The sequence below is a fragment of the Brevibacterium luteolum genome, from assembly GCF_013004595.1.
Classification (GTDB): domain Bacteria; phylum Actinomycetota; class Actinomycetes; order Actinomycetales; family Brevibacteriaceae; genus Brevibacterium; species Brevibacterium luteolum.
In genome coordinates this window covers 245,263-264,622 of record NZ_JABEMC010000001.1, presented here as the reverse complement: position 1 = coordinate 264,622, position 19,360 = coordinate 245,263, and the positions used below count along the sequence as shown (strand labels likewise).

Here is a 19,360-nt window from a genome sequence, read left to right as displayed (position 1 = left end):
TCAGCGCCCGTCCTGCCAGGGGCCCTGCGGCGGCTGGCCAGGTTCACCCGGATGCGGGGGCTGGCCCGGCTGACCCGGGTGCGGGGGCTGCGGCGGCTGGGCCGGTCCCGGCTGTCCCGGGGTGCCCGGCTGGCCTTCATGCGGGGGCTGCGGGTGACCTGGCTGCGGGTAGCCCGGCTGGCCGGGCTGGCCGGCGGGTGCGCCCGGTGTGCCGGGTGCGTCCAGGCCGCTGGCGTGCGAACCGGTGCGGGCGTCCTCGTCGGTCTGGCGGCGCGGGGGCACCTCGATCGGCGGACGGTCGGAGACCGGCCGGTCGTCGTGGGCCAGCCACACCTCGCGCTTGTCGCGCTTGCGCACCTCGGCGAAGATCTCCTGAAGCTGGTGCTGGTCGAGGGTCTCCTTGTCGAGCAGCTCGTAGGCGAGCCGGTCGAGGATGTCGCGGTTGGCTGTCAGCGCCCAGTAGGCGTCGGCATGCGCGTCGTCGATGAGGGCGCGGACTTCGGCGTCGATGGTCTGCATCGTCTGATCCGCATACGTGTCGTCGTGGCCGTAGCCCTTGCCGGCGAACGGCTCGGAGGACTCATCGCCGATCTTGACCATGCCCAGCTTCTCGCTCATGCCGTACTGGGTGACCATCTTGCGGGCGATCGAGGTCGCCTTCTCGATGTCGTTCGAGGCGCCGGTGGTCGGGTCGTGGAAGACGATCTCCTCAGCCACCCGGCCGCCCATCGCGTAGGCGAGCTGGTCGAGCAGTTCATTGCGGGTCGTCGAGTAGCGGTCCTCACTCGGCAGCACCATCGTGTAGCCCAGGGCCCGTCCGCGCGGCAGGATCGTCACCTTCGTCACCGGGTCGGTGTCGTTCATCGCCGCTGCCACGAGTGCGTGACCGCCCTCGTGGTAGGCGGTGACGAGGCGCTCCTTGTCGTTCATGAGACGGGTGCGCTTCTGCGGGCCAGCGATGACGCGGTCGATGGCCTCGTCGATGATCTCCATGTCGATGACGGTCTTCGACGAACGCGCCGTCAGCAGGGCTGCCTCGTTGAGCACATTGGCCAGATCAGCACCGGAGAAGCCCGGGGTGCGCTTGGCGACCATCGCCAGGTCGACGTTCGGGGCCAGGGGCTTATTGCGGGCGTGGACCTGCAGGATGTGCTGGCGGCCCTTCATGTCCGGAGCCTCGACCTGGACCTGCCGGTCGAAGCGGCCCGGGCGAAGCAGCGCCGGGTCGAGGACATCAGGGCGGTTGGTCGCGGCGATGAGGATGACGTTGGTGGTGGCGTCGAAGCCGTCCATCTCGACGAGCAGCTGGTTGAGCGTCTGCTCGCGCTCATCGTGACCGCCGCCCATGCCGGCGCCGCGCTGGCGGCCGACAGCGTCGATCTCGTCGATGAAGATGATGCACGGCGAGTTGTTCTTCGCCTGTTCGAACAGGTCGCGCACACGGGAGGCGCCGACACCGACGTACATCTCAACGAAGTCCGAACCGGAGATCGTGTAGAACGGCACCCCTGCCTCACCGGCGACGGCCTTGGCGAGCAGGGTCTTGCCCGTGCCCGGTGCACCGTAGAGCAGCACGCCCTTGGGGATCTTCGCGCCGACGTCCTGGAACTTCTTCGGCTCGGCGAGGAACTCCTTGATCTCCTCGAGCTCCTCGAGTGCCTCGTCGACACCGGCGACGTCGGCGAAGGTGACGTCGGGGTGCTCCTTGTTGACGAGCTTGGCCTTCGACTTGCCGAAGTTCATGATCCCGCGCCCGGCACCGGACATCTGGGAGAGCAGGAACCAGAAGACCAGGAAGATGATGACGAAGGGGATCAGGTTGATGAGCAGGCTGGTGAACCAGCCCTGCTTGGGCACCTCATCGGTGTAGCCCTTCTCAGGTGCGGCATCGTTGACGGCCTTGACGACGTCCTCGCCGCGGGGTTCGACATAGAAGAACTGGACGTTCTTGCCGTAGTTCTTGTCCTCGTGCTTGAACTCCTCTTTGAGCACGAGGTCGACGCGCTGGTCGTTGTCGATGATCTTGACCTGCTCGACCTTGTCATCGGCGAGCAGCTTGAGGCCCTGGTTGGTGTCGATGCGCTGGAATCCGCCGCCGCCGATGAGCATCGTGCCGATCGAGACGATGATGATCGCCAGCAGGATCCACACGAGCGGTCCGCGCGCCAGCTTCTTCATCGTCGGGCGGTTCTTCTTCGTTTCTGCCATTGATCCTTCCAGGACTCATGTGTGCTCAGGGCTCAGGTGCGCCGGGTGCAAGGCCCGCTGAGGCGTGACCCCCTGAGGATACAAGAGCTCAGCCTAGTGGGATATTCCGGAAAGCCGCTGAATCACACCCGCACCTGCCCATGCAGGCCGGCGACCGCCTCGGCTCAGGCGTAGACGTGCGGCGCCAGGGTGGCGACGAAGGGCACGTTGCGGTACTTCTCGGCGTAGTCGAGGCCGTAGCCGATGACGAACTCGTTGGGCACATCGAAGCCGACATAGCGGACGTCGATGTCGACCTTGAGGGCCTCGGGCTTGCGCAGCATCGTGCAGATCTCGACGGAGGCGGCCCCGCGCGAGCGCAGGTTCGCCAGCAGCCAGGACAGGGTCAGGCCGGAGTCGATGATGTCCTCGACGATGAGCACATGCTGGTCCTTCAGATCCGTGTCGAGGTCCTTGAGGATCCGCACGACACCGGAGGACTTGGTGCCCGAGCCGTAGGAGGAGACTGCCATCCAGTCCATCCGCAGCGGCGAGTGCAGCGCGCGTGCGAGGTCGGCCATCACCATGACCGCGCCCTTGAGCACGCCGACGAGCAGGACGTCCTTGCCTTCGTAGTCGCGGTCGATGTCGGCTGCCAGCTCGACGAGCCGGTGCTTGATCTGTGCTTCGGTGACGAGAATCCGCTCGATGTCGGTGCCGAGGTCCTTTTCATCCACAGTGGGTCAGCTCCTTGTCCGCCGGCGACTCCTCGCCCTGCGCTGATGCCTGTTGCCGTTCGTGACCAACACTAGCGCCTATCGGCAGCCGGTGGCGCATCGTTCTCACGGCGGTCGGCCGGCTGGAACCGCAGGCCTGCCGGACCCTGTCCGCGCCTGGTTCGCACCACCTCGGCGGCGGCTGGCACGGAGACCTTGCCGAGCCTGCGGCCGGTGGCCAGATCGTCGACGGCGAAGATGTGGGCCGCGGTGACCTCCTGAGCCCGGCCAGTGCCCGTGTGCAGCCAGGCGCGCAGCACGCGGGTGCGGATCGCTGCCGGCAGCGCGGCCAGGCTCGCGTGGGTTTCCGTGCCCGAGGTGTGGGTGGCGCTGGCGCCTGCGGCCCAGTGATCGAGTGCGTCGGTGTCGGCGGCGAGCTGCCCGGCGGTGCGGGCGAGTGCGTCGGCGATGCCGGGGCCGAGCGCGGCTTCGAGTGCCGGCAATGCCTGCTGGCGGGCCCGCACCCGGGCGTAGGCGGGGTCGTCGTTCATCGGGTCGTGCCAGACGGGCAGGTGCCGTGCCGCAGCCGAGGCGGTGGTCTGCTGACGGGTGATGTCCAGCAGCGGCCGCCACACCGGGCACCCGGCGACGGTGCTGACAGCCCGCATCCCGGCCAGTGAGCGGGCGCCGGACCCGCGGGCCATGCCGAGGAGCACGGTTTCGGCTTGGTCGTCACGGGTGTGGGCGGTGAGCACGGCGGCAGCGCCGAGCTGGCGGCGGTGCTCGTCGAGTGCTGTGTAGCGGGTGGTGCGGGCGGCGGCTTCGAGGCCCTCCGGTCCGGTGGTGACCGGGTGGGTGAGGACGGTGGTCGGCAGGCCGCGGTCGGTGAGGTGATCGCGCACGGTCGCGCACACCTCGGCGGTGGCTGGCTGCAGGCCGTGGTCGACGGTCGCTGCTGTCATCTCGATGGGCCGGCCGGCTGCTGTCAGGCCTGCGGGGCGGGTGGTGAGGAAGGCGGCGGCATCGGCCAGGGCCAGGGAGTCGGCTCCCCCGGAGACGGCGATGATGAGCCGGACCGGATCGCCGGCGGCAGGCTCAGCCGTGGAATCAGAGGCGGGCAGGCGGGCGACGGCGGTGTCGAGGAAGCTGCGCAGCGCATTCCGGATCGCGGCCGTGGCCGCATCGAGCCGCGGGCGCCTGCCGGTCACATCTGCTCCGGCGGGCTCAGCGGGCCTGGTTGCTCCGGGGCGTCGAGGACGCGGGCGACCCAGTCGGCGGGGTGTTCGATCTCGTGCAGGCTCGGCAGGTTCTCCGGGGATTCCCACACGCGGTTGAGCCCGGCATGCCCGTGCTTGCGCACGACAGCACGGACGAACGCGGCGCCGCGGGTGTACTGGGCGAGCTTCTCGTCGATGCCGAGGACCCGGTTGACGATCGCCTTGATGCCGGTCGCCGAATGCCGGTGGGTGTCGAAGGCTGCGCGGATGCGGCGCACGCTCGGGATGACGCCGGGGCCGACGGCGTCCATGACGACATCGGCGTGGCCTTCAAGCAGGCTCATGAGCGCGGTGACCTCATCGAGCAGCTCGGCATGCCGGGGCCCGATGAGCGTGTCGATGATACTCGTGTCGTCTCTGAGCGCGCGGGCGAGCGCGGCGAGGGTCTCGACGAGCCCGGGGTTCTCGATGCCGCCGGGCTGACGGGATCGGCCGGGCAGACTGCCGGTGATGACGGGGGCGAGGAAGGCCTGCATCCGCTCCTGCAGGTGTGCCTGCAGCCAGGGGGCGGCGGCGAACTGGACGTGGTGGGTGCGTTCGTGCACGGCGACCCACAGCCGGAAGTCGCGGGCGGGGACGCCGAGTTCGCGTTCGACGGTGAGGATGTTCGGGGCTGCGAGCAGCAGCCGGCCGTCAGCGGTGAAGGGGTCGAACTGGCCGAGCACCCGCGAACCGACGATCGCCAGAGCTGCGCCCATCTCCACCGAGCTCGCCCACCGTTGGGCGCGGCTGGGGTCCGGCGTCCCGGTGGCTGCTGCGGCGTCGGCAAGCACGCGGCCGAAGGACTGGGCGTTGGCCTCGACCCAGCTGAGCCGGTCGACGATGAGCGTGCGGCCTTCGGCCAGCCGGCGCCGGATCCGGGTGTCGGTCTCGGTGTCCATCCGCATGACGGTGAGCACGAGGTCGATAGCGGTCTCAGCGTCCTCGCGCAGCTCCTCGACCAGCGCTGCCGCATCGTCCGGTTCGGGCAGCCGGCCGGCGCCGAGGAGTTCGGCTGCAGTCTGGCGGACGGCGTCGACGGACACCCAGCCGGAAGCTGCCGGGTCGTGAGGGCGAGGTGTGGTCATGAGCAGCCGCATTCTGCGAGCAGGGTGACGGCTTCGTCGAAGACCTCGCGTCCGCGTCCGGCCGTGCCCGGCTGCAGGTCGTCGGCCATGAGGGAGAAGACGAGCAGCCGGCCGTCAGCGGTGAGCACGGTGCCGGCCAGGCTCGTGACCGTGCGCAGTGTGCCGGTCTTGGCGTTGACCCGCCCGGCGGCCGGTGTCGTCTCCGGGTCCTCGTAGCGTTCGGCCAGGGTGCCCGACAGCCCGCCGACGGGCATGCCGGGGATGAGCCTGGAGAGGTCGCCGTCGGAGGCGGCCGCGGCCCGGATGAGAGTGGTGAGGTCGTGGGCGGAGATCCGGTTGCCGTAGTTGAGCCCGGAGACGTCCTCCAGTGCGATCGACCCGGTGTCGAGTCCGGCGCTGCGCAGCGTCTCGATGACCGCCAGCGGCGACTCGGCACCGGAGCCGGGCTTGCCGGCGGCGAGCGCGACCTCCCGGCCGAGCACCTCGGCGGAGACGTTGTCGCTGGCGAGCATCATGTTCTGCACGACCGCTGAGACCGGCGCGGACTCGACCTGGGCGAGTTGTTCGGCACCGTCGCCGGCCGCGGCCGGTTCGCCCACCTCGGCGTCGATGCCGTGGGCGGCGAGCGCCTCGGCGAACTGGTCGACGGCCACCTGCACGGGATCGGCGTGCCGGGGCGCCCCGCGCTCAAGCTTCGTCCAGCCGGATTCGGTCATGAGCGGGCTGATGTGGGTGATGAAGCCATGGCCGATGTCGCCAGGCTCCCAGCCGTCGTTGTAGGTCGGGCCGGTGTAGCGCGAGACGTCGGCTGACAACTGCACGGAGCTGATGCCGCGCGCCCTGAGCTGTTCGGCGGTCTCCTCGGCCAGGGTCGCCAGGCCGGCATGGCCCATCACCTGCATGGGATCGGACTCGCCGAGTCCGAGCAGCACGTCGCCGCCGCCGATGAGGTGCAGCTGGGCCGGACCGCCGTCTGTGCTGGTCAGCGCTGCCGTGGTGGTGAACCGGGATTCGCCGCCGAGGCTTAAGAGCGCGGCCGCACCGGTGAGCACCTTCGTCACCGAGGCCGGGGTCTTCGCGCTGGCCTCCCCGCGGGTGTAGAGGACGACGTTCGTGGCCGCATCGCGGATGTCGATGCTGAGCTGGCCGGTCATCCGCTCGTCGTCGAACAGCTCATCGAGCCGGCTGGCCAGGTCTGCCGGCACCGGCGCCGAGGTGTCCAGCGGGCTGGCGAGCTGCTGCTGGCCGGCGTTCGCCTCGGGTTTGGGCACAGGGTCGATGTGGATCGGTTCGGCCACCGTCAGAATGCCGGGCACCCGGTCGTAAGCGTCAGCGACTCCGTATCCGGCCAGCAGCGCCAGCGCAGCTCCAGCTGCGATGCCAGCAGTGAGCCGGCGGCGGCTGCGGGCTGCGCGCCGGGTGGATCGGGTGTGGGCCACTGTCGGGTTCTTTCGCATTGCGGTCAGGGAGCGCGGCCTGTGGGGCGGTGCTGTGTGCCGGCGGCGCATTCACTATGCTAAGTGAGTTCGGTGCGATTGCCGAAGCGCCGCCGACCGCCCATCCGACCGATGTCACCTCAGAGCTGACCAAGGAGACGCAATGGAACTGCTCGCAACTGTCGAGATCCCCAAGGGGTCGCGCAACAAGTACGAAGTCGACCACGAGACCGGCCGGGTCAAGCTCGACCGCTACCTCTACACCTCGATGGAGTACCCGGCCGACTACGGCTACTTCGAGGACACCCTCGGTGAGGACGGCGACCCGCTCGACGTGCTCGTGCTGCTGACCGAGTCGGTGTTCCCCGGCTGCCAGGTCGATGTGCGCCCGATCGGCATGTTCAAGATGGAAGACGAGGCCGGCGGCGATGACAAGGTCCTCGGTGTGGTCGCAGGCGACCCGCGCTGGGATGCCTACACCGACATCGAGGACGTCGATAAGTTCACCCTCGATGCGATCGAGCACTTCTTCGTCCACTACAAGGACCTGGAGCCGGGCAAGTACGTCAAGGGCTCCTCGTGGGTCGGCCGTGCCGAAGCCGAGGCGGAGGTCGAAGCCTCGATCAAGCGCTTCCAGTCCGAAGGACACTGACCCCCGGCTGAGCCCGCTGAGGCGCTGAGACGCACCTGATTCCGGCGGCCTGTTCCACGAGGTGGACAGGCCGCCGGACACGTCTGCTCACCCTGCCGGTCAGCAGAGGTGCCGGTGCCACCTGGGGCTTCACCGCCTCGGCCCCGGTGAGCCGTGACGACGCGCACCGCCGCCGGCAGACGACTTAGGCAAGGCTAAGGAGCACAGGTATTGCCAGTGTGGGATTCTTCACGTATGCATCTTGACCACGTCTCCTTCGCAAGCGAACCCGACGGCTACGAGAAGACCGCGGCCAGAATCGCCGAAAAGCTGGGCATCGAGGCCTACGACGGCGGCGTGCATCCGCGCTTCGGCACCCGCAATCTCATCTTCCCGCTCGCCGACGGGCACTATGTCGAGGTCGTCGAAGCCCTCGAACATCCCGCAGCCCTGTCGACGCCGTTCGGTCAGGCGGTGCGCGCCCGCAGCGAACTCGGCGGCGGCTGGATGGGCTGGTGTGTCGCCGTCGATGATCTCGACCCGGTCGAGGAGCGCCTCGAGCGCAAGGCCGTGGACGGCAACCGCACGCCCGACACCGGTGTCGAGCTTTTGTGGAAGCAGATCGGCATCAAAGGCCTCATCGCCGATCCGCAGCTGCCGTTCTTCATCCGCTGGGTCTCCTCGGCGGACGAGCATCCGTCTGCCCGCGGCGCCGGCTGCGGGGTGTCGATCACCTCGCTCAAGATCGCCGGCGACCGCGACCGGCTGCGCGACTGGCTCGGCACCCAGGACAAGAAGCCGATCTCCGAGATCGGCATCGACTGGGACTCCCCGCACGGCACGCCCGGTCTCATGTCGGTGACCTTCGAGACCCCGAACGGCACCGTCACGATCTGATACGGGCGCCCTGGGAGCGGCCCTCAGAGCCGCGGGTCGACCATGGCGAGCACCTCGGGAGCGAGGAATCCGACGATGTCGATGGCCGTGTGAGCCGCGACGAAGGGCATGACCCGGCGGATACGCAGGTAGGCCGCGCCGAAGATGAGGCCCATGACGACGTTGCCGATGAACGGGCCGATGCCCTGGTACAGGTGGTAGCTGCCGCGGGCGAGCGCGAGGGCGATGATGATGGCCCACGGTGCCCAGCGGAGCTTGGCGAGCCGGTCGAAGCCGTAGCCGAGCAGCAGCACCTCTTCGAGGATGCCGTTCTTGGCGGCCGACAGGATGAGCACCGGGATCGTCCACCAGTAGGCGCCGAGGTTGTTCGGCAGCACCTCGGCGGTGACCCCGGCCAGCCGCCCGGCGAAGTACACCCCGAGCGTGCCGATGCCGATGATGAAGAACAGCCCGAGTCCCCACCCGGCGTCCCGGCCCGGTGCCCGGAAGTCCAGGCCCATGCGGGTGAGCGCCGGGCGGGTGTCGGCGGAGGGGTCGAGGCTGTCTGACTGCATGTAGAGCACATCGCGGTTCATCAGCCAGATCGCCAGCAGCACCGGCACGAGCGCGAACCCGATGCCCATGAGCTGGTAGGTCAGGTCGAACCACGGCCGGGGCGAGGCCTCAGTGTTGAGCTTCGCCTGCGCCTCAGCCAGCGGCCCCCGCGAGACGGTGTCGAGCAGGTTCACCACCGCATACGCCGCCGACTTTCCCAGCGACAGCGCAGCGACGACGAGCAGCTCGACACCGAAGCGCGGGCGGATCACTCCGGCTTCTGCTCCGGTCCCGAGGTCTCGGCCTCGTCCGCCCGGGGCTCACCGGTCTCCTTCGCCTGGGTCTCAGCTGCGCCGGTGGAAGCAGATTCGCCCACGTCCACAGCGCTGGCGGCGCCATCCGCACGCGAGGCGGGGACAGCATCAGCTGCTGTGCTTCCCACCGTCCTGCTGCCGGTGCCTGCCATGGCGGCTGCGGTCTCCTTGCGTTCGGCCTCAGCCTCGGCCTGGTCGATGACGTGCGAGCGGGTCATGTCCGAGATGACCCGGCGTTCGGTGCGGCGCTCCTTGACGCTTTCGAGCAGCAGGTACAGCACCGGCACGAGGATGAGGGTCAGCACCGTCGAGCTCACCAGGCCGCCGATGACGACGATCGCCAGCGGCTTGGAGATGAGCATGCCCTCACCGGAGATCCCCAGCGCCATCGGCACGAGCGCGAAGATCGTCGCCGCAGCGGTCATGAGGATCGGCCGGTAGCGCAGCCGGGCACCATGGATGATCGCAGTACGCAGCTCCACGCCGTGACGGCGGAAGTGGTTGATGAGGTCGATGAGCACGATCGCGTTCGTCACGACGATGCCCACGAGCATGAGCAGACCGACCATCGACGTCATGCCCAGCGGCGTATCGGTCAGCAGCGACAGGCCGATCGAACCGGTCGCGGCGAACGGGATCGACACGAGCAGGATGAGCGGCTGCAGCAGCGACTTGAAGGTTGCCACCAGGATGACGAAGGTGATGAGGATCGCCGCCAGCAGCGCGAGTCCCATCTGCGTGAACGCCTCCTGCTGCTCGGCTGTCGCACCGCCGAAGTCGACGGTCACACCCTGCGGGGTGTCGACATCGGCAGCGGCCTTCTGCACCGCCTGGCTGGCTGCACCCAGGTCGTTGCCGGCCGGGGTGATCGTCACCGTGACCGAGCGCTGGCCTTCCGTGTGGCGGATCTCAGCGGGCGTCTCGGTGCGATTGACCTCGGCGATCTCCGAGAGCTTGACCGTCTCCGGTTCCGGCGCGGGGGCTGGGGCCGGTGCGCCGGGCATCATGCCCGCACCGGTGTCCTGGCCCATGTCACTGATACCATCCTGGCCGGTGCCTGAGGCACCAGCACCGCCGGCCGCCTGGGCCGTCACGGGGATTTCGAGGTCTTCGAGCTCGCCCACCGTCGAGACGTCGCCGGCGTGCAGCACGACGCGGTGGCCGAGGTTGTCGATGACGACGTTTCCGATCTGCTGGCCGTTCATCGCCCGCTGCACCACCTGGCCGACGGTGGCCTCGTCGAGGCCCTCTTCGGCGGCCTTCTTGCGGTCGATGTCGACTTCGAGGGTCGGCTGGGTGGCCTCCAGGTCGGTGGTCACCGACTGCACCTCATCGAGGTCGCGCACCGCATCGGCGATGTCCTCACTGGCGGTGGCGAGCTTGTCGGTGTCCGAGCCGGTGACCGTGACCTCGATGTCGTTGCTCATGCCGCCGCCTTCGCTTTGGATGGTGAGCTCACCGGCGCCGTCGAGGTCCTCGAAGTCGTCTTCCAGCTTCGCGGACAGATTCTTGATGCTCGTGCCGGGCTTGAGGTTGAGCAGGTGGGTGCCGGCTGCGGCGTCGCCGCCCATCGAGTTGTCGCCGATCGAGAGCTGGTAGGACTCGATCTCGTCGTACTTGTCGAACACGTCCTCGACGATCGCGGCCTGCTCGCCGGACTCTTCCAGTGAGCTGCCGGCTTCGAAGCTCTGCTCGACCTGCAGGAAGTCCTGCCCGGTGTCGGGGAACAGCTCGGTTTTCAGCTGCGGGATCATGAACACGGTGCCGGCGAGCACGAGCACCGCGATGATGAGAGTGATGACCGGGTGCTTCGTCGAGGCGGAGATGAACGGAACGTAGGTCTTCTGCAGCCGGGTGACCGGCGAGCGCAGCGCGGCGAGCTCGTCGACCTCGCTGCCGGGCTGCCCACCGGTCGCCGTGCCCGAGGCGGTGGTCGCGGCGGTACCACCGGCTGCGGTTGCCGCGGACTCGCCGACGATCGGCAGTTCGCTGGTCGCATGCCTTCCGGCGGGAGCCCCGATGGAGACCGGACGCTTGCGGGCGGCTTTGCGTTCGGCTTTCCACTGCCGAAGGTTGGCCTTGCGGTCGGCGCGGATCTGCTGCTTCTGCGCGCGGGTGAGCTTGACGCGGGATTCGCGGGCGCGCAGGAACCAGTAGGCGAGCACCGGGACGATCGTGAGTGCCACGAGAAGCGAAGAGGCCAGCGCGATCGCTGCGGTCAGGGCGAAGGGCCGGAACATCTCACCGGTCTGACCGGAGACGAAGATCATCGGCACGAACACGGCCATCGTCGTCAGGGTCGAGGCGGTGATGGCGCCGGCGACCTCGGAGACGGCTCCCATGATCGAGGTGAACTTCGTCCCGCCCTGGGCGTGGCGTCTGCGGATCGCCTCGATGACGACGATCGAGTCGTCGACGACACGGCCGATCGAGATCGTGAGTGCTGCCAGGGTGAGCATGTTGAGGCTGTAGCCGCTCAGCCACAGGCTCAAGAGGGTGACAAGCAGTGAGAGCGGGATCGAGATCGCGGTGATGATCGTCGCGCGCACCGAGAGCAGGAACACGAGGATGACGAGGACGGCGAAGATGAGGCCGAAGACGCCCTCGCCTACGAGGTCGTCGATCGACTGCTTGATGAAGGGCGCCTGGTCGAAGACGGTGTGGAACTCGACGTTCTCGCTCATCCGCTCCTTGAGCTGCGGCAGCTTCTCCGCCACGGCATCGGAGATCTCGACGATGTTGCCATCGGGCTTCTTCATCACCATCAGTGACAGCGCCGGTTCGCCGTTGGTGCGCGAGATCGACTGGGAGTCCGCCTCCCGCAGCTCGACTGTCGCGACGTCCTTGAGCAGCACCGGTTCGTCCTTACCGGGCAGAGCGAGGTTGGCGATCTGGTCGACACTGGTCAGCCGGGCGCCGACGGACACCGGGGTGGTTTTGCCCTCATCGACGAGGTCGCCTGCCGAGGTGGGGATGCCGTTGGCCTGCAGAATCCCGGCCAGCGCGTCGGGACTCAAGCCCTCGTCTTCGAGTTTGTCCTCATCGGCTTCGATCGAGACTTCCTTGACCGGTGCGCCGGTGACGTCGACGGCGCGGACGCCGTCGATGCGCTTGAGCTCAGGCACGGCGACGTCGTCGAGCTCCTGAGCGAGCGCCTCAGGGTCATCGGAGCCGGTGACGGTGAGCATCGCGATCGGGATGTCGGCTGTCGAAGCGGAGAACACCTCGGGCTCGGAGCCGTCGGGCAGCTGCGGCTGAGCCTGGGAGACGGCGCGCTGGAGCTGCCGGACGATCTCATCAGACGAGGTGCCGTACTTCGTCTCGACGATGACCTGGGAGGACCCGGCCATCGAGACTGAGGAGACCTTCTCCACCTCGGCGACGTTGTTCAGTGCGGCTTCGAGAGGTTCGGTGACCTCCTTCTCGACGGCTTCGGGGCTGGCACCGTCGTAGGAGGTGGTGACGAAGGCCTGCGGCATCTGCAGGTCGGGGAAGAGCTCCTTCTTCATCTGGGCGGTGGCGATGAGGCCGAAGCCGATCGCGATGACGGAGATGAGGGCGATGAGCGCCCGGTTGCGCAGACTCACACGGGTGAGCAGGTTCATATGTGTCCTTCACATGTGGGTGTTGGAGTTCGGCTGCCTGAGGGCCGGCCTCCAACGGCGGCAACTGTTGTCTTCAGCCTAGGGACAGCTTGCCACAGCGGCACTGCGGGTGTCCGGCCGGGTGGGTCGGGTTTCCCCCACCTGACCACCCCCCAGGTTAGTGACCGAACTTGTGAACCATTCAACGGGCGGCTCTGCCGGCTGGCCGGTCGCTCACCGGGCCGGCGCCTCGCCGGCGGGCAGGGTCTCCCGTCCGGAAGCCCACGCGAGGGCTGCGAGCAGCGCGAGCACCCCGGTCAGCGCGAAGGCCAGGGCGTAGCCGCTGGTGTCGACGAGCATGCCGGCCAGGATCGGGCCGAGGATCGCGCCGGCGTCCATCGCCATCTGGTAGCGGGAGAACACGGTTCCAGACTTGCGGGTCGAGCCGACGATATCGGAGATCGCGGCCTGCTGGGCGGGGTTGAGCAGGCCTGCGCCGATGCCGGCGATGACGGAGAGGGCGTAGAACACCCACACCGACGGGCTGAGGCCGAGCACGATCGTTGCGGCACCCATGATGATGAGGCCGGTGACGATGAAGGGCTTGCGGCCGTGGAAGTCGGAGTAGCGGCCGACGACGCGCACGGCGGCGAAGTTGCCCAGGGCGAAGAACGTCAGCGCCAGCCCGGCGGTCTTGGGTCCGGCGCTGAGCACGTGGAGGGCGAAGAGCGGGTAGAGGGCCACGCGGATGCCCATCGACGCCCAGCCGTGGACGAATCCGGACAGCAGAGCGGCCCGGTAGGCGGAGTCGCGCCAGGCTTCGCGGAAGCCCATCCGCGAGGTGTCCGGCGCCTCCGCACCCGAGGCGGTGGTCGCCTCGTCGCGGTTGGCGCTGGTGGCAAGCACGTCGATGCGGGTGGCATCGAGGCGCAGCCACACGATCGCGGCGGCGATGACGAGGGCGACGGCGTAGACGATGAACGGCACGCGCATCCCCCACCCGGCCATGAGCCCGCCGACGACGGGGCCGGCGATGTTGCCGACGAGGAAGGCGGTGGCGTAGGCGCTGGTCGCCCGGGCCCGCTGGCGGACCGGAGCGATGCGGACGATGAGGGCCATCGCCGAGACGGTGAACATCGTCGAACCGAGCCCGCCGAGGCCGCGGAAGATCAGCAGCTGCCAGTAGTTCTGGGCGAGTGCCACGGCGAAGGTGGAGGCGGCGACGATGAGCAGGCCGGTGATGTAGACCCGGCGCTCGCCGAGTGCGTTGACGAGGCTGCCGCCGGCGGGGGCGAATACGAACCGGAAGAAGGCGAATGAGCTCACGACGATGGTCGCGGCGGTGACGCCGAGGTCGAAGCTTTCGGCGAACTGCGGCAGCACCGGGGCGATGATGCCGTAGCCGATGGCGACGGTGAAGGCCGCGGCGACGAGGACGGTGATCTCCCCGGGCAGGGGCTGCCGGGAGGCGGCGGATGCGGGGTGGCTCACTTACCGCCGGTCCTTCTTCTTTGCCTTCTTCTTTGCCTTCTTCGCAGCTTTCTTGGCGGTCTTCTTCGCCGCAGTTGTGGCCGCCTTCTCGTCGGCGCGCTGGCCGGCGCGCTCCCCTGCTGGATCGTCAGCATCGGTGCTCTCCGCCGTCACCTCCTCGGGCGCGGGCAGAGTGGAGAGGAACTGGCTGGGGTCCTTCGGTGGGCGGCGGGAGGTCTCCAGGCGCTTGCGGAAGGCAGGGTCGATGTCGCCGACGTAGAGCCAGCCCATAAACAGCTCGTCCTCCCCCAGCCCGTGCAGGGCTCGCACAGCCGGGGCGTTGGCGTCAAGCCCGGTGCGCCACATGACGCCCCAGCCGGCCTGCCAGAGGGCGAGTTCGAGTAAGTGGGCGGCACCGGCGGCGGTGGCGTGCTGCTCCCATTCGGGGACTTTAGGGTGCTCGGTCGGTGAGGCGATGACGGCGATGAGCAGTTCAGCGCGCAGCGGTTTGGGGTTCGGCTTGTCACCGGGTTCGCGTCCGGCGGCTGCGTCGAGGGCCGCACCGAGCCGGAGACGGTCGTCGCCGCGGATCGTCAGCAGTCGCCACGGTTTGAGCGCCTTGTGATCGGCGACCGGGGTGACGGCGTCGAGGAGGGCGAGGAGCTCGTCGTCGTTCGGGGTCTGCGAGCCGACCTTCGAGATCGAGCGGCGGGCGGCCATCGCGGCCAGCACCGGGTCGTCGAAGCGGGTGGCGGCAGGCTGTGGGTGGCTCATCACTGCATCCATTCTGCGTAGGCGCGCCGGGCGGCGGCGAGCTTGGGGTCGACGATGAACATGCAGTATCCGTTGAACCGGTTGCGCTGGTAGAAGTCCTGGTGGATGTCCTCAGCGACGTGGAAGTCGCCCAGCGGTTCGAGAGTGGTGACGATCGGTTCCGCGTAGAGCTCCTGGGCGTCTTCGATGGCGGCGGCAAAGCGCTGCCGTTCGTCCTCGTCGCGGTAGAACATCGCCGAACGGTACTGGGTGCCGACGTCGTTGCCCTGCCGGTTGAGGCTGGTGGGGTCATGCGAGGTGAAGAACATCGAGAGGATCACGTCGTCGGTGATGACGTCCTCATCGAAGGTCACCTGCAGGGCCTCGGCATGGCCGGTGGTGCCCGAGCACACGGAGTAGTAGTCCGGGTCAGAGGTGTGACCACCGGTATAGCCGCTGATGACGGAGTCGACGCCGCGGGTCTGCCGGTAGATGGCCTCCAAACACCAGAAGCACCCTGCGGCCAGGGTCAAAGTCTGCATATTCGTCGGAACCACCCCGGCCGGCGAGTTATTCCAGGGGTGCTGCAGTCGACGCACGCCTCGAAAGTTGCAGACCAGGACGAGTGTGCTTGTCATCTGAACGCGGAAGCGCAACACCAATGATGCAACCTAAGTTGCCGCGACCACGGCAGGACGAGTAAGGGTTTCGGCTCAAAGCGGCAACTGTCAAGAGTCGAACATCAGCACCGTGCAACCGATGAGAACCAGTGATGCATGGCGCAACAGTCAGGCCACCCGAAATCGTTTAAGCGCACCTTGCCGAGTCATGCCGAGCACATCGCCGATCGACTGCCACGTGTGTCCTGCCCGTCGGGCAGAAGCAACAGCATCTCTAAGCGACGCCTCCGCACCCTCCACGTCCATCGCAGCCACCGCAACACGCGCCAGTTCTCCCGACACTGAGGCAATCGGATCCGGGCCATCTCCAGATTCGATTTCTGCGAGCCGGTCTTCATCGCTGCGCATCGCTGATCCCTCACTTTCGCCGCAGGAACTTGGGCCGAACCGGCATCGCATGGATGACCTCACTTGACCGGTTCACCGCGACCTCTAGAAGCGAACCGTCCCGAGCGGGCCCGACCACCATCCTGTAGTCATCAAAGAAATGCACGATTATCACATTGACAAGAGCATGACGAATGTCCTCGGGCCGAACCCCGTGCTTGAGAGCACTGTCCTTGACTTCCATCTACACTCTGCTTTTTGGTAATTCTAGTTACCGGAACTCAAGTTGTCAACGACAGTTACCATGCGGATCTTGGGCGCAGCAGACTGCGCTCAGCTCAGGTTCGGCATCCGATCGGCGTCGGAGACGATCTCGAACTCGCCGGCGCGCGGCCAGTTGCGCAGCACGAACAGTGCTTCGCGGGCCTCCCAGTCAGCTTCAGCGGCATCGTCGTCCCAGTCCTCGGCATTCTCGGCGCTGCCGATCATGCCGAAGGCCTCGCCCTCTGTCTCGGCGGCGAGGTCCGGGTAGACGTCGTAGTCCTCGGTCAGGTCGATGCTCGCGATCCGGCCGTCGGCGGTCTCGATGCTGAGGTACAGGTCGGTGCCGTCCGGGGCGATGATGTGCCCGCGCACCGGGTAGGCCTGGCGGGAGGGGACGACGCGTTCGGCATCGTCGGGCACCTGCACGGTGATGGTGCTGACGTGCCATTCGCTGGGCTCTTCACTGCCGGCCTCGTCATCGCGCATAGCCCAGAACTCAGCTGCGGCGAACTGGTCGCGCAGCACCTGCGCGGTCTGCGCATCGAGGGCGTGGTTGTCATCGAGCAGTGCGAGGACGGCCTCGCGCACATGGGCCGGCAGCACGATCTTCTGCTCGGACAGGTCGTCCCAGCTCCCATCGGCTGCCCACTCGAACTTGTTGTCAAGCGCGAGGAGCGCCACGTGAGCCAACGTCGTCGCTCCAATGGAGACAGCGGCGCTGACGAGCGGCGGGTTCTTCACGCCCCAGCTGCTGAGCTTGTCATCGGTCCACCGGTTGAACCGGGTGATGAGCGGCCATGCGGCATAGGCGAGCACAGCGCTGCCGACGCCGACACCGGCGTTGATGGCGTTCTCGGTCTTCTCATCATCTGTCAGCATGACACCGGTGTAGGAGTCCGTGCCCGAGGCGGCGGAGAACACACCGGTGGCGCCGGCGTAGACGAGGCGGGCGGTCTGCTGGTGCTTTGCGGGCACCCACCAGGGGCGGAACGCGGCAAGACCGGCAAGGCCGAGGTCGACGGACGCGGCTACGAACGGGTTGAGTCGCATGTGGGGCTCCTTGGGCCGTAGGCGGACTGAATCGGTTGAGTCAGGGATTCGGGCAGGTCAGAGGATCGGAGAGTCGGGCAGTTCGAAGCCGAGCGCGCGGGCGGCCTCGGCGGCGGTCGGCTGGCTCCACCAGCGCGCCACCTGAGCCGAAGTCGCCAGCGAGCGCATCTCGGCCAAATCGGTGTAGAGCACCCCGTCGAGGTGGTCGGTCTCATGGGCGACGATGCGCGCTTCCCAGCCGGTGACCTCCCGTTCGATACTGCCGCCGCCGAGGTGGTGGCCGGTGAGCGTGATCGTCCGCGGACGGGCGACGACGGCCTGATAACCGGGAATCGACAGGCACCCTTCGTAGAAGGCGACCTGCTCATCGCCGACGGGTGCGTAGTGGGAGTTGATGATCGCGGCGAACGGGGTGGGTGTGCGCTCGCGGATGCGGGCGACCTCACCGAGCACCGGCGCCGGATCTTCGATGACGAACATCCGCAGGCTGATGCCGACCTGCGGGGCGGCGAGCCCGACGCCGGGGGCTGCGTTCATCGTCGTCCGCATCGCCTCGGCCAGCTGGGTCAGGGTCGCGTCGTCGATCTGCCCGTCGACCTCCTCGGTCGGCTGGCGCAGCACCGGGTGCCCCGCTTCGACGATCGGGATGATCCCGTCGTTGTCGGCTGCGGCGGCCAGTGCGGCCTCGACCTGTTCGGCGACGGTGGTCGGCTCGACGCGGCTGGTCGGTTCGAAGTCCGTGATCGGTGCGGCGCTGGTTGTCCGTGCGGTCATCGGGCGCGGTCCACGATCGTCTGGGCGTGTTTGAGCAGCGGGGCGTCGATCATCTTGCCCTCATAGCTGAAAGCACCTGAGGAGGTCTCGGCGAGTGCGAGCACCTCACGCGCCCAGGTCAGCTGCTCCTCCGTCGGGGCGAACGCCTCACGCACGACGGCGATGTGCTTGGGATGGATCGAGACCTTCCCGTCGAAGCCGGATTCGACGGCATCCTCGGTCTCGACAGCGAGGCCGTCGAGATCGTCGATGGCTGCCCAGATCGAATCGAGGGCGCGCTTGCCGTGGGCCTTGGCGGCGAGCAAGGTGAGTGAGCGCACCGTGCGGCAGACGTCCCGGTAGGTGCCATCGGCTTTGCGGGAGGATCCGCCGCCCAGGTCGGCGGTCAGGTCCTCGGCACCCCACATGAGGGCGGCGACGTTCTCAGCAGCGGCGACCTCGGCGGCGTTGATGCCGCCGGCGGCCGTCTCGATGAGCGCAATGACCTGGTAGCCGGCCAGCGCCTCGGGCCCGGTCGCGTCCTCTGCCTTGGGCAGCATGACGTGGGTGAACGGGAGCCGACCGAGCAGCTCAAGATCAGCGGCGAAGTGCTCGGTGTCCGGGGCGTTGACGCGGATGACGGTGCGGGCAGGATCGAGGGCATCATCGCCAGCGGAGTGCTCAGCCAGGGCCTTCCGGGCGGCAGCCTTGTCCGCCTCGGCGACGGCATCTTCGAGGTCGACGATGACGATATCGGAACGGTCGGCGGCCTTGCGGTAGCGGTCGGGGCGATCTGCCGGGACGAACAGCCAGGCGGGAGCGAAGGCGAAGGTCATCATGCCTCCTTCTCAGCGTGGTCGGCGGTGAAGACCATCGTCTTGCGCACTGCCTTGGCGACGATGTCGCCGTGCTGGTTGCGGCCGATGTGCTCCAGGCTCACGATGCCCTGGCCGGGGCGGGAGTTCGACAGGCGCTTGTCGACGATCTTCGTCTCCGCATACAGGGTATCGCCGTGGAACAGCGGCTTGGGGAAGGCGACCTCGGAGAAGCCGAGGTTGCCGACGATCGTGCCCTGGGTCAGCTGCGAGACCGAGAGTCCGACGAGGGTGGCCAGCGTGAACATCGAGTTCACCAGGCGCTGGCCGAACGGCTCGGTCTCAGCGAAAGCGGCGTCGAGGTGGAGTGCCTGGGTGTTCATCGTCACGGCGGTGAACCAGGTGTTGTCAGCCTCGGTGATCGTTCGGCCGGGGGCGTGCTTGTACACCGCACCGATCTCGAACTCCTCGAACCACAGGCCGCGCTGCTGGATGACGTGGGTGGGCTCGGCAGCGTCCGGCTGGGCGGCATCAGCGGCGCCGTTCTGCTCAGTCGATGGCGTGTTCTCAGTCATGGCTCAAGCGTACAAGCCGGAGGTGACGCG

The 19,360-nt window shown here is 67.9% G+C and carries 18 protein-coding genes; 2 read left to right on the top strand and 16 right to left on the bottom strand.

The genetic code is table 11. From position 1 onward, the window contains the following. The 5 genes from ftsH to dacB form a co-directional block, all read right to left on the bottom strand. Complete coding sequence (gene ftsH, locus HLA91_RS01255; RefSeq protein WP_212753876.1) at window positions 1-2,208, bottom strand: ATP-dependent zinc metalloprotease FtsH; 2,208 nt, start codon at window positions 2,206-2,208, stop codon at window positions 1-3. Between the two features lie 164 nt (window positions 2,209-2,372). Then, window positions 2,373-2,924, bottom strand: a complete 552-nt coding sequence (hpt, locus tag HLA91_RS01250) for a hypoxanthine phosphoribosyltransferase (protein WP_102161284.1) — start codon at window positions 2,922-2,924, stop codon at window positions 2,373-2,375. Window positions 2,925-2,995: 71 nt separating this feature from the next. Continuing rightward, window positions 2,996-4,111: a tRNA lysidine(34) synthetase TilS gene (tilS, locus tag HLA91_RS01245; RefSeq protein WP_170273203.1), complete on the bottom strand. Its 1,116-nt coding sequence runs from the start codon at window positions 4,109-4,111 to the stop codon at window positions 2,996-2,998. Beyond that, a complete protein-coding gene (locus tag HLA91_RS01240) occupies window positions 4,108-5,247 on the bottom strand; it encodes a zinc-dependent metalloprotease (RefSeq protein ID WP_170273202.1) in 1,140 nt (379 codons plus the stop codon). The genes tilS and HLA91_RS01240 overlap by 4 nt, the downstream gene beginning before the upstream one ends. After that, complete coding sequence (dacB, locus tag HLA91_RS01235; RefSeq protein ID WP_170273201.1) at window positions 5,244-6,686, bottom strand: D-alanyl-D-alanine carboxypeptidase/D-alanyl-D-alanine endopeptidase; 1,443 nt, start codon at window positions 6,684-6,686, stop codon at window positions 5,244-5,246. The genes HLA91_RS01240 and dacB overlap by 4 nt, the downstream gene beginning before the upstream one ends. Window positions 6,687-6,846: 160 nt before the next feature. On the opposite strand from dacB, the gene HLA91_RS01230 reads away from it, so the two are divergent. Then, the gene (locus HLA91_RS01230) at window positions 6,847-7,335 is read left to right on the top strand and encodes an inorganic diphosphatase (RefSeq protein ID WP_170273200.1); all 489 of its coding nucleotides are present in this window, start codon (window positions 6,847-6,849) and stop codon (window positions 7,333-7,335) included. Window positions 7,336-7,569: 234 nt separating this feature from the next. Beyond that, window positions 7,570-8,211 carry a VOC family protein gene (locus HLA91_RS01225; RefSeq protein WP_170273199.1) on the top strand — a complete coding sequence of 214 codons (642 nt, stop codon included), beginning with the start codon at window positions 7,570-7,572 and terminating at the stop codon, window positions 8,209-8,211. A 23-nt stretch (window positions 8,212-8,234) separates the two neighbouring features. Here HLA91_RS01225 and HLA91_RS01220 read toward each other — a convergent pair whose 3' ends face one another. The 11 genes from HLA91_RS01220 to HLA91_RS01170 form a co-directional block, all read right to left on the bottom strand. After that, window positions 8,235-9,017, bottom strand: coding sequence for a CPBP family glutamic-type intramembrane protease (locus HLA91_RS01220; protein WP_170273198.1), 783 nt, complete (start codon window positions 9,015-9,017; stop codon window positions 8,235-8,237). Then, the gene (locus tag HLA91_RS01215; protein WP_170273197.1) at window positions 9,014-12,664 is read right to left on the bottom strand and encodes an efflux RND transporter permease subunit; all 3,651 of its coding nucleotides are present in this window, start codon (window positions 12,662-12,664) and stop codon (window positions 9,014-9,016) included. Before HLA91_RS01215 ends, HLA91_RS01220 begins: the two co-directional genes overlap by 4 nt. A 213-nt stretch (window positions 12,665-12,877) precedes the next feature. Continuing rightward, window positions 12,878-14,134, bottom strand: a complete 1,257-nt coding sequence (locus tag HLA91_RS01210) for an MFS transporter (protein WP_338076803.1) — start codon at window positions 14,132-14,134, stop codon at window positions 12,878-12,880. Continuing rightward, complete coding sequence (locus HLA91_RS01205) at window positions 14,135-14,887, bottom strand: nitroreductase family protein (RefSeq protein ID WP_239557127.1); 753 nt, start codon at window positions 14,885-14,887, stop codon at window positions 14,135-14,137. It abuts the gene before it with no gap. Continuing rightward, a complete protein-coding gene (msrA, locus tag HLA91_RS01200; protein ID WP_170273196.1) occupies window positions 14,887-15,408 on the bottom strand; it encodes a peptide-methionine (S)-S-oxide reductase MsrA in 522 nt (173 codons plus the stop codon). The genes HLA91_RS01205 and msrA overlap by 1 nt, the downstream gene beginning before the upstream one ends. 246 nt (window positions 15,409-15,654) lie before the next feature. Then, complete coding sequence (locus HLA91_RS01195; RefSeq protein WP_102161271.1) at window positions 15,655-15,894, bottom strand: hypothetical protein; 240 nt, start codon at window positions 15,892-15,894, stop codon at window positions 15,655-15,657. A 10-nt stretch (window positions 15,895-15,904) separates the two neighbouring features. Further along, on the bottom strand, window positions 15,905-16,117 hold the full coding sequence (locus HLA91_RS01190) for a hypothetical protein (protein ID WP_170273195.1): 213 nt from the start codon (window positions 16,115-16,117) through the stop codon (window positions 15,905-15,907). 89 nt (window positions 16,118-16,206) lie between these two features. Next, entirely contained in the window at window positions 16,207-17,187 is a 981-nt protein-coding gene (locus tag HLA91_RS01185) for a hypothetical protein (RefSeq protein WP_170273194.1), read from the bottom strand. 57 nt (window positions 17,188-17,244) lie between these two features. Next, the gene (locus HLA91_RS01180; protein ID WP_170273193.1) at window positions 17,245-17,961 is read right to left on the bottom strand and encodes a peptide deformylase; all 717 of its coding nucleotides are present in this window, start codon (window positions 17,959-17,961) and stop codon (window positions 17,245-17,247) included. Then, on the bottom strand, window positions 17,958-18,776 hold the full coding sequence (locus HLA91_RS01175) for an HpcH/HpaI aldolase/citrate lyase family protein (RefSeq protein ID WP_170273528.1): 819 nt from the start codon (window positions 18,774-18,776) through the stop codon (window positions 17,958-17,960). The genes HLA91_RS01180 and HLA91_RS01175 overlap by 4 nt, the downstream gene beginning before the upstream one ends. Continuing rightward, window positions 18,776-19,330 (bottom strand): MaoC family dehydratase, encoded by a 555-nt coding sequence (locus HLA91_RS01170; protein WP_239557126.1) that lies wholly within the window; start codon window positions 19,328-19,330, stop codon window positions 18,776-18,778. Before HLA91_RS01170 ends, HLA91_RS01175 begins: the two co-directional genes overlap by 1 nt. Between the last annotated feature and the right edge of the window lie 30 nt (window positions 19,331-19,360).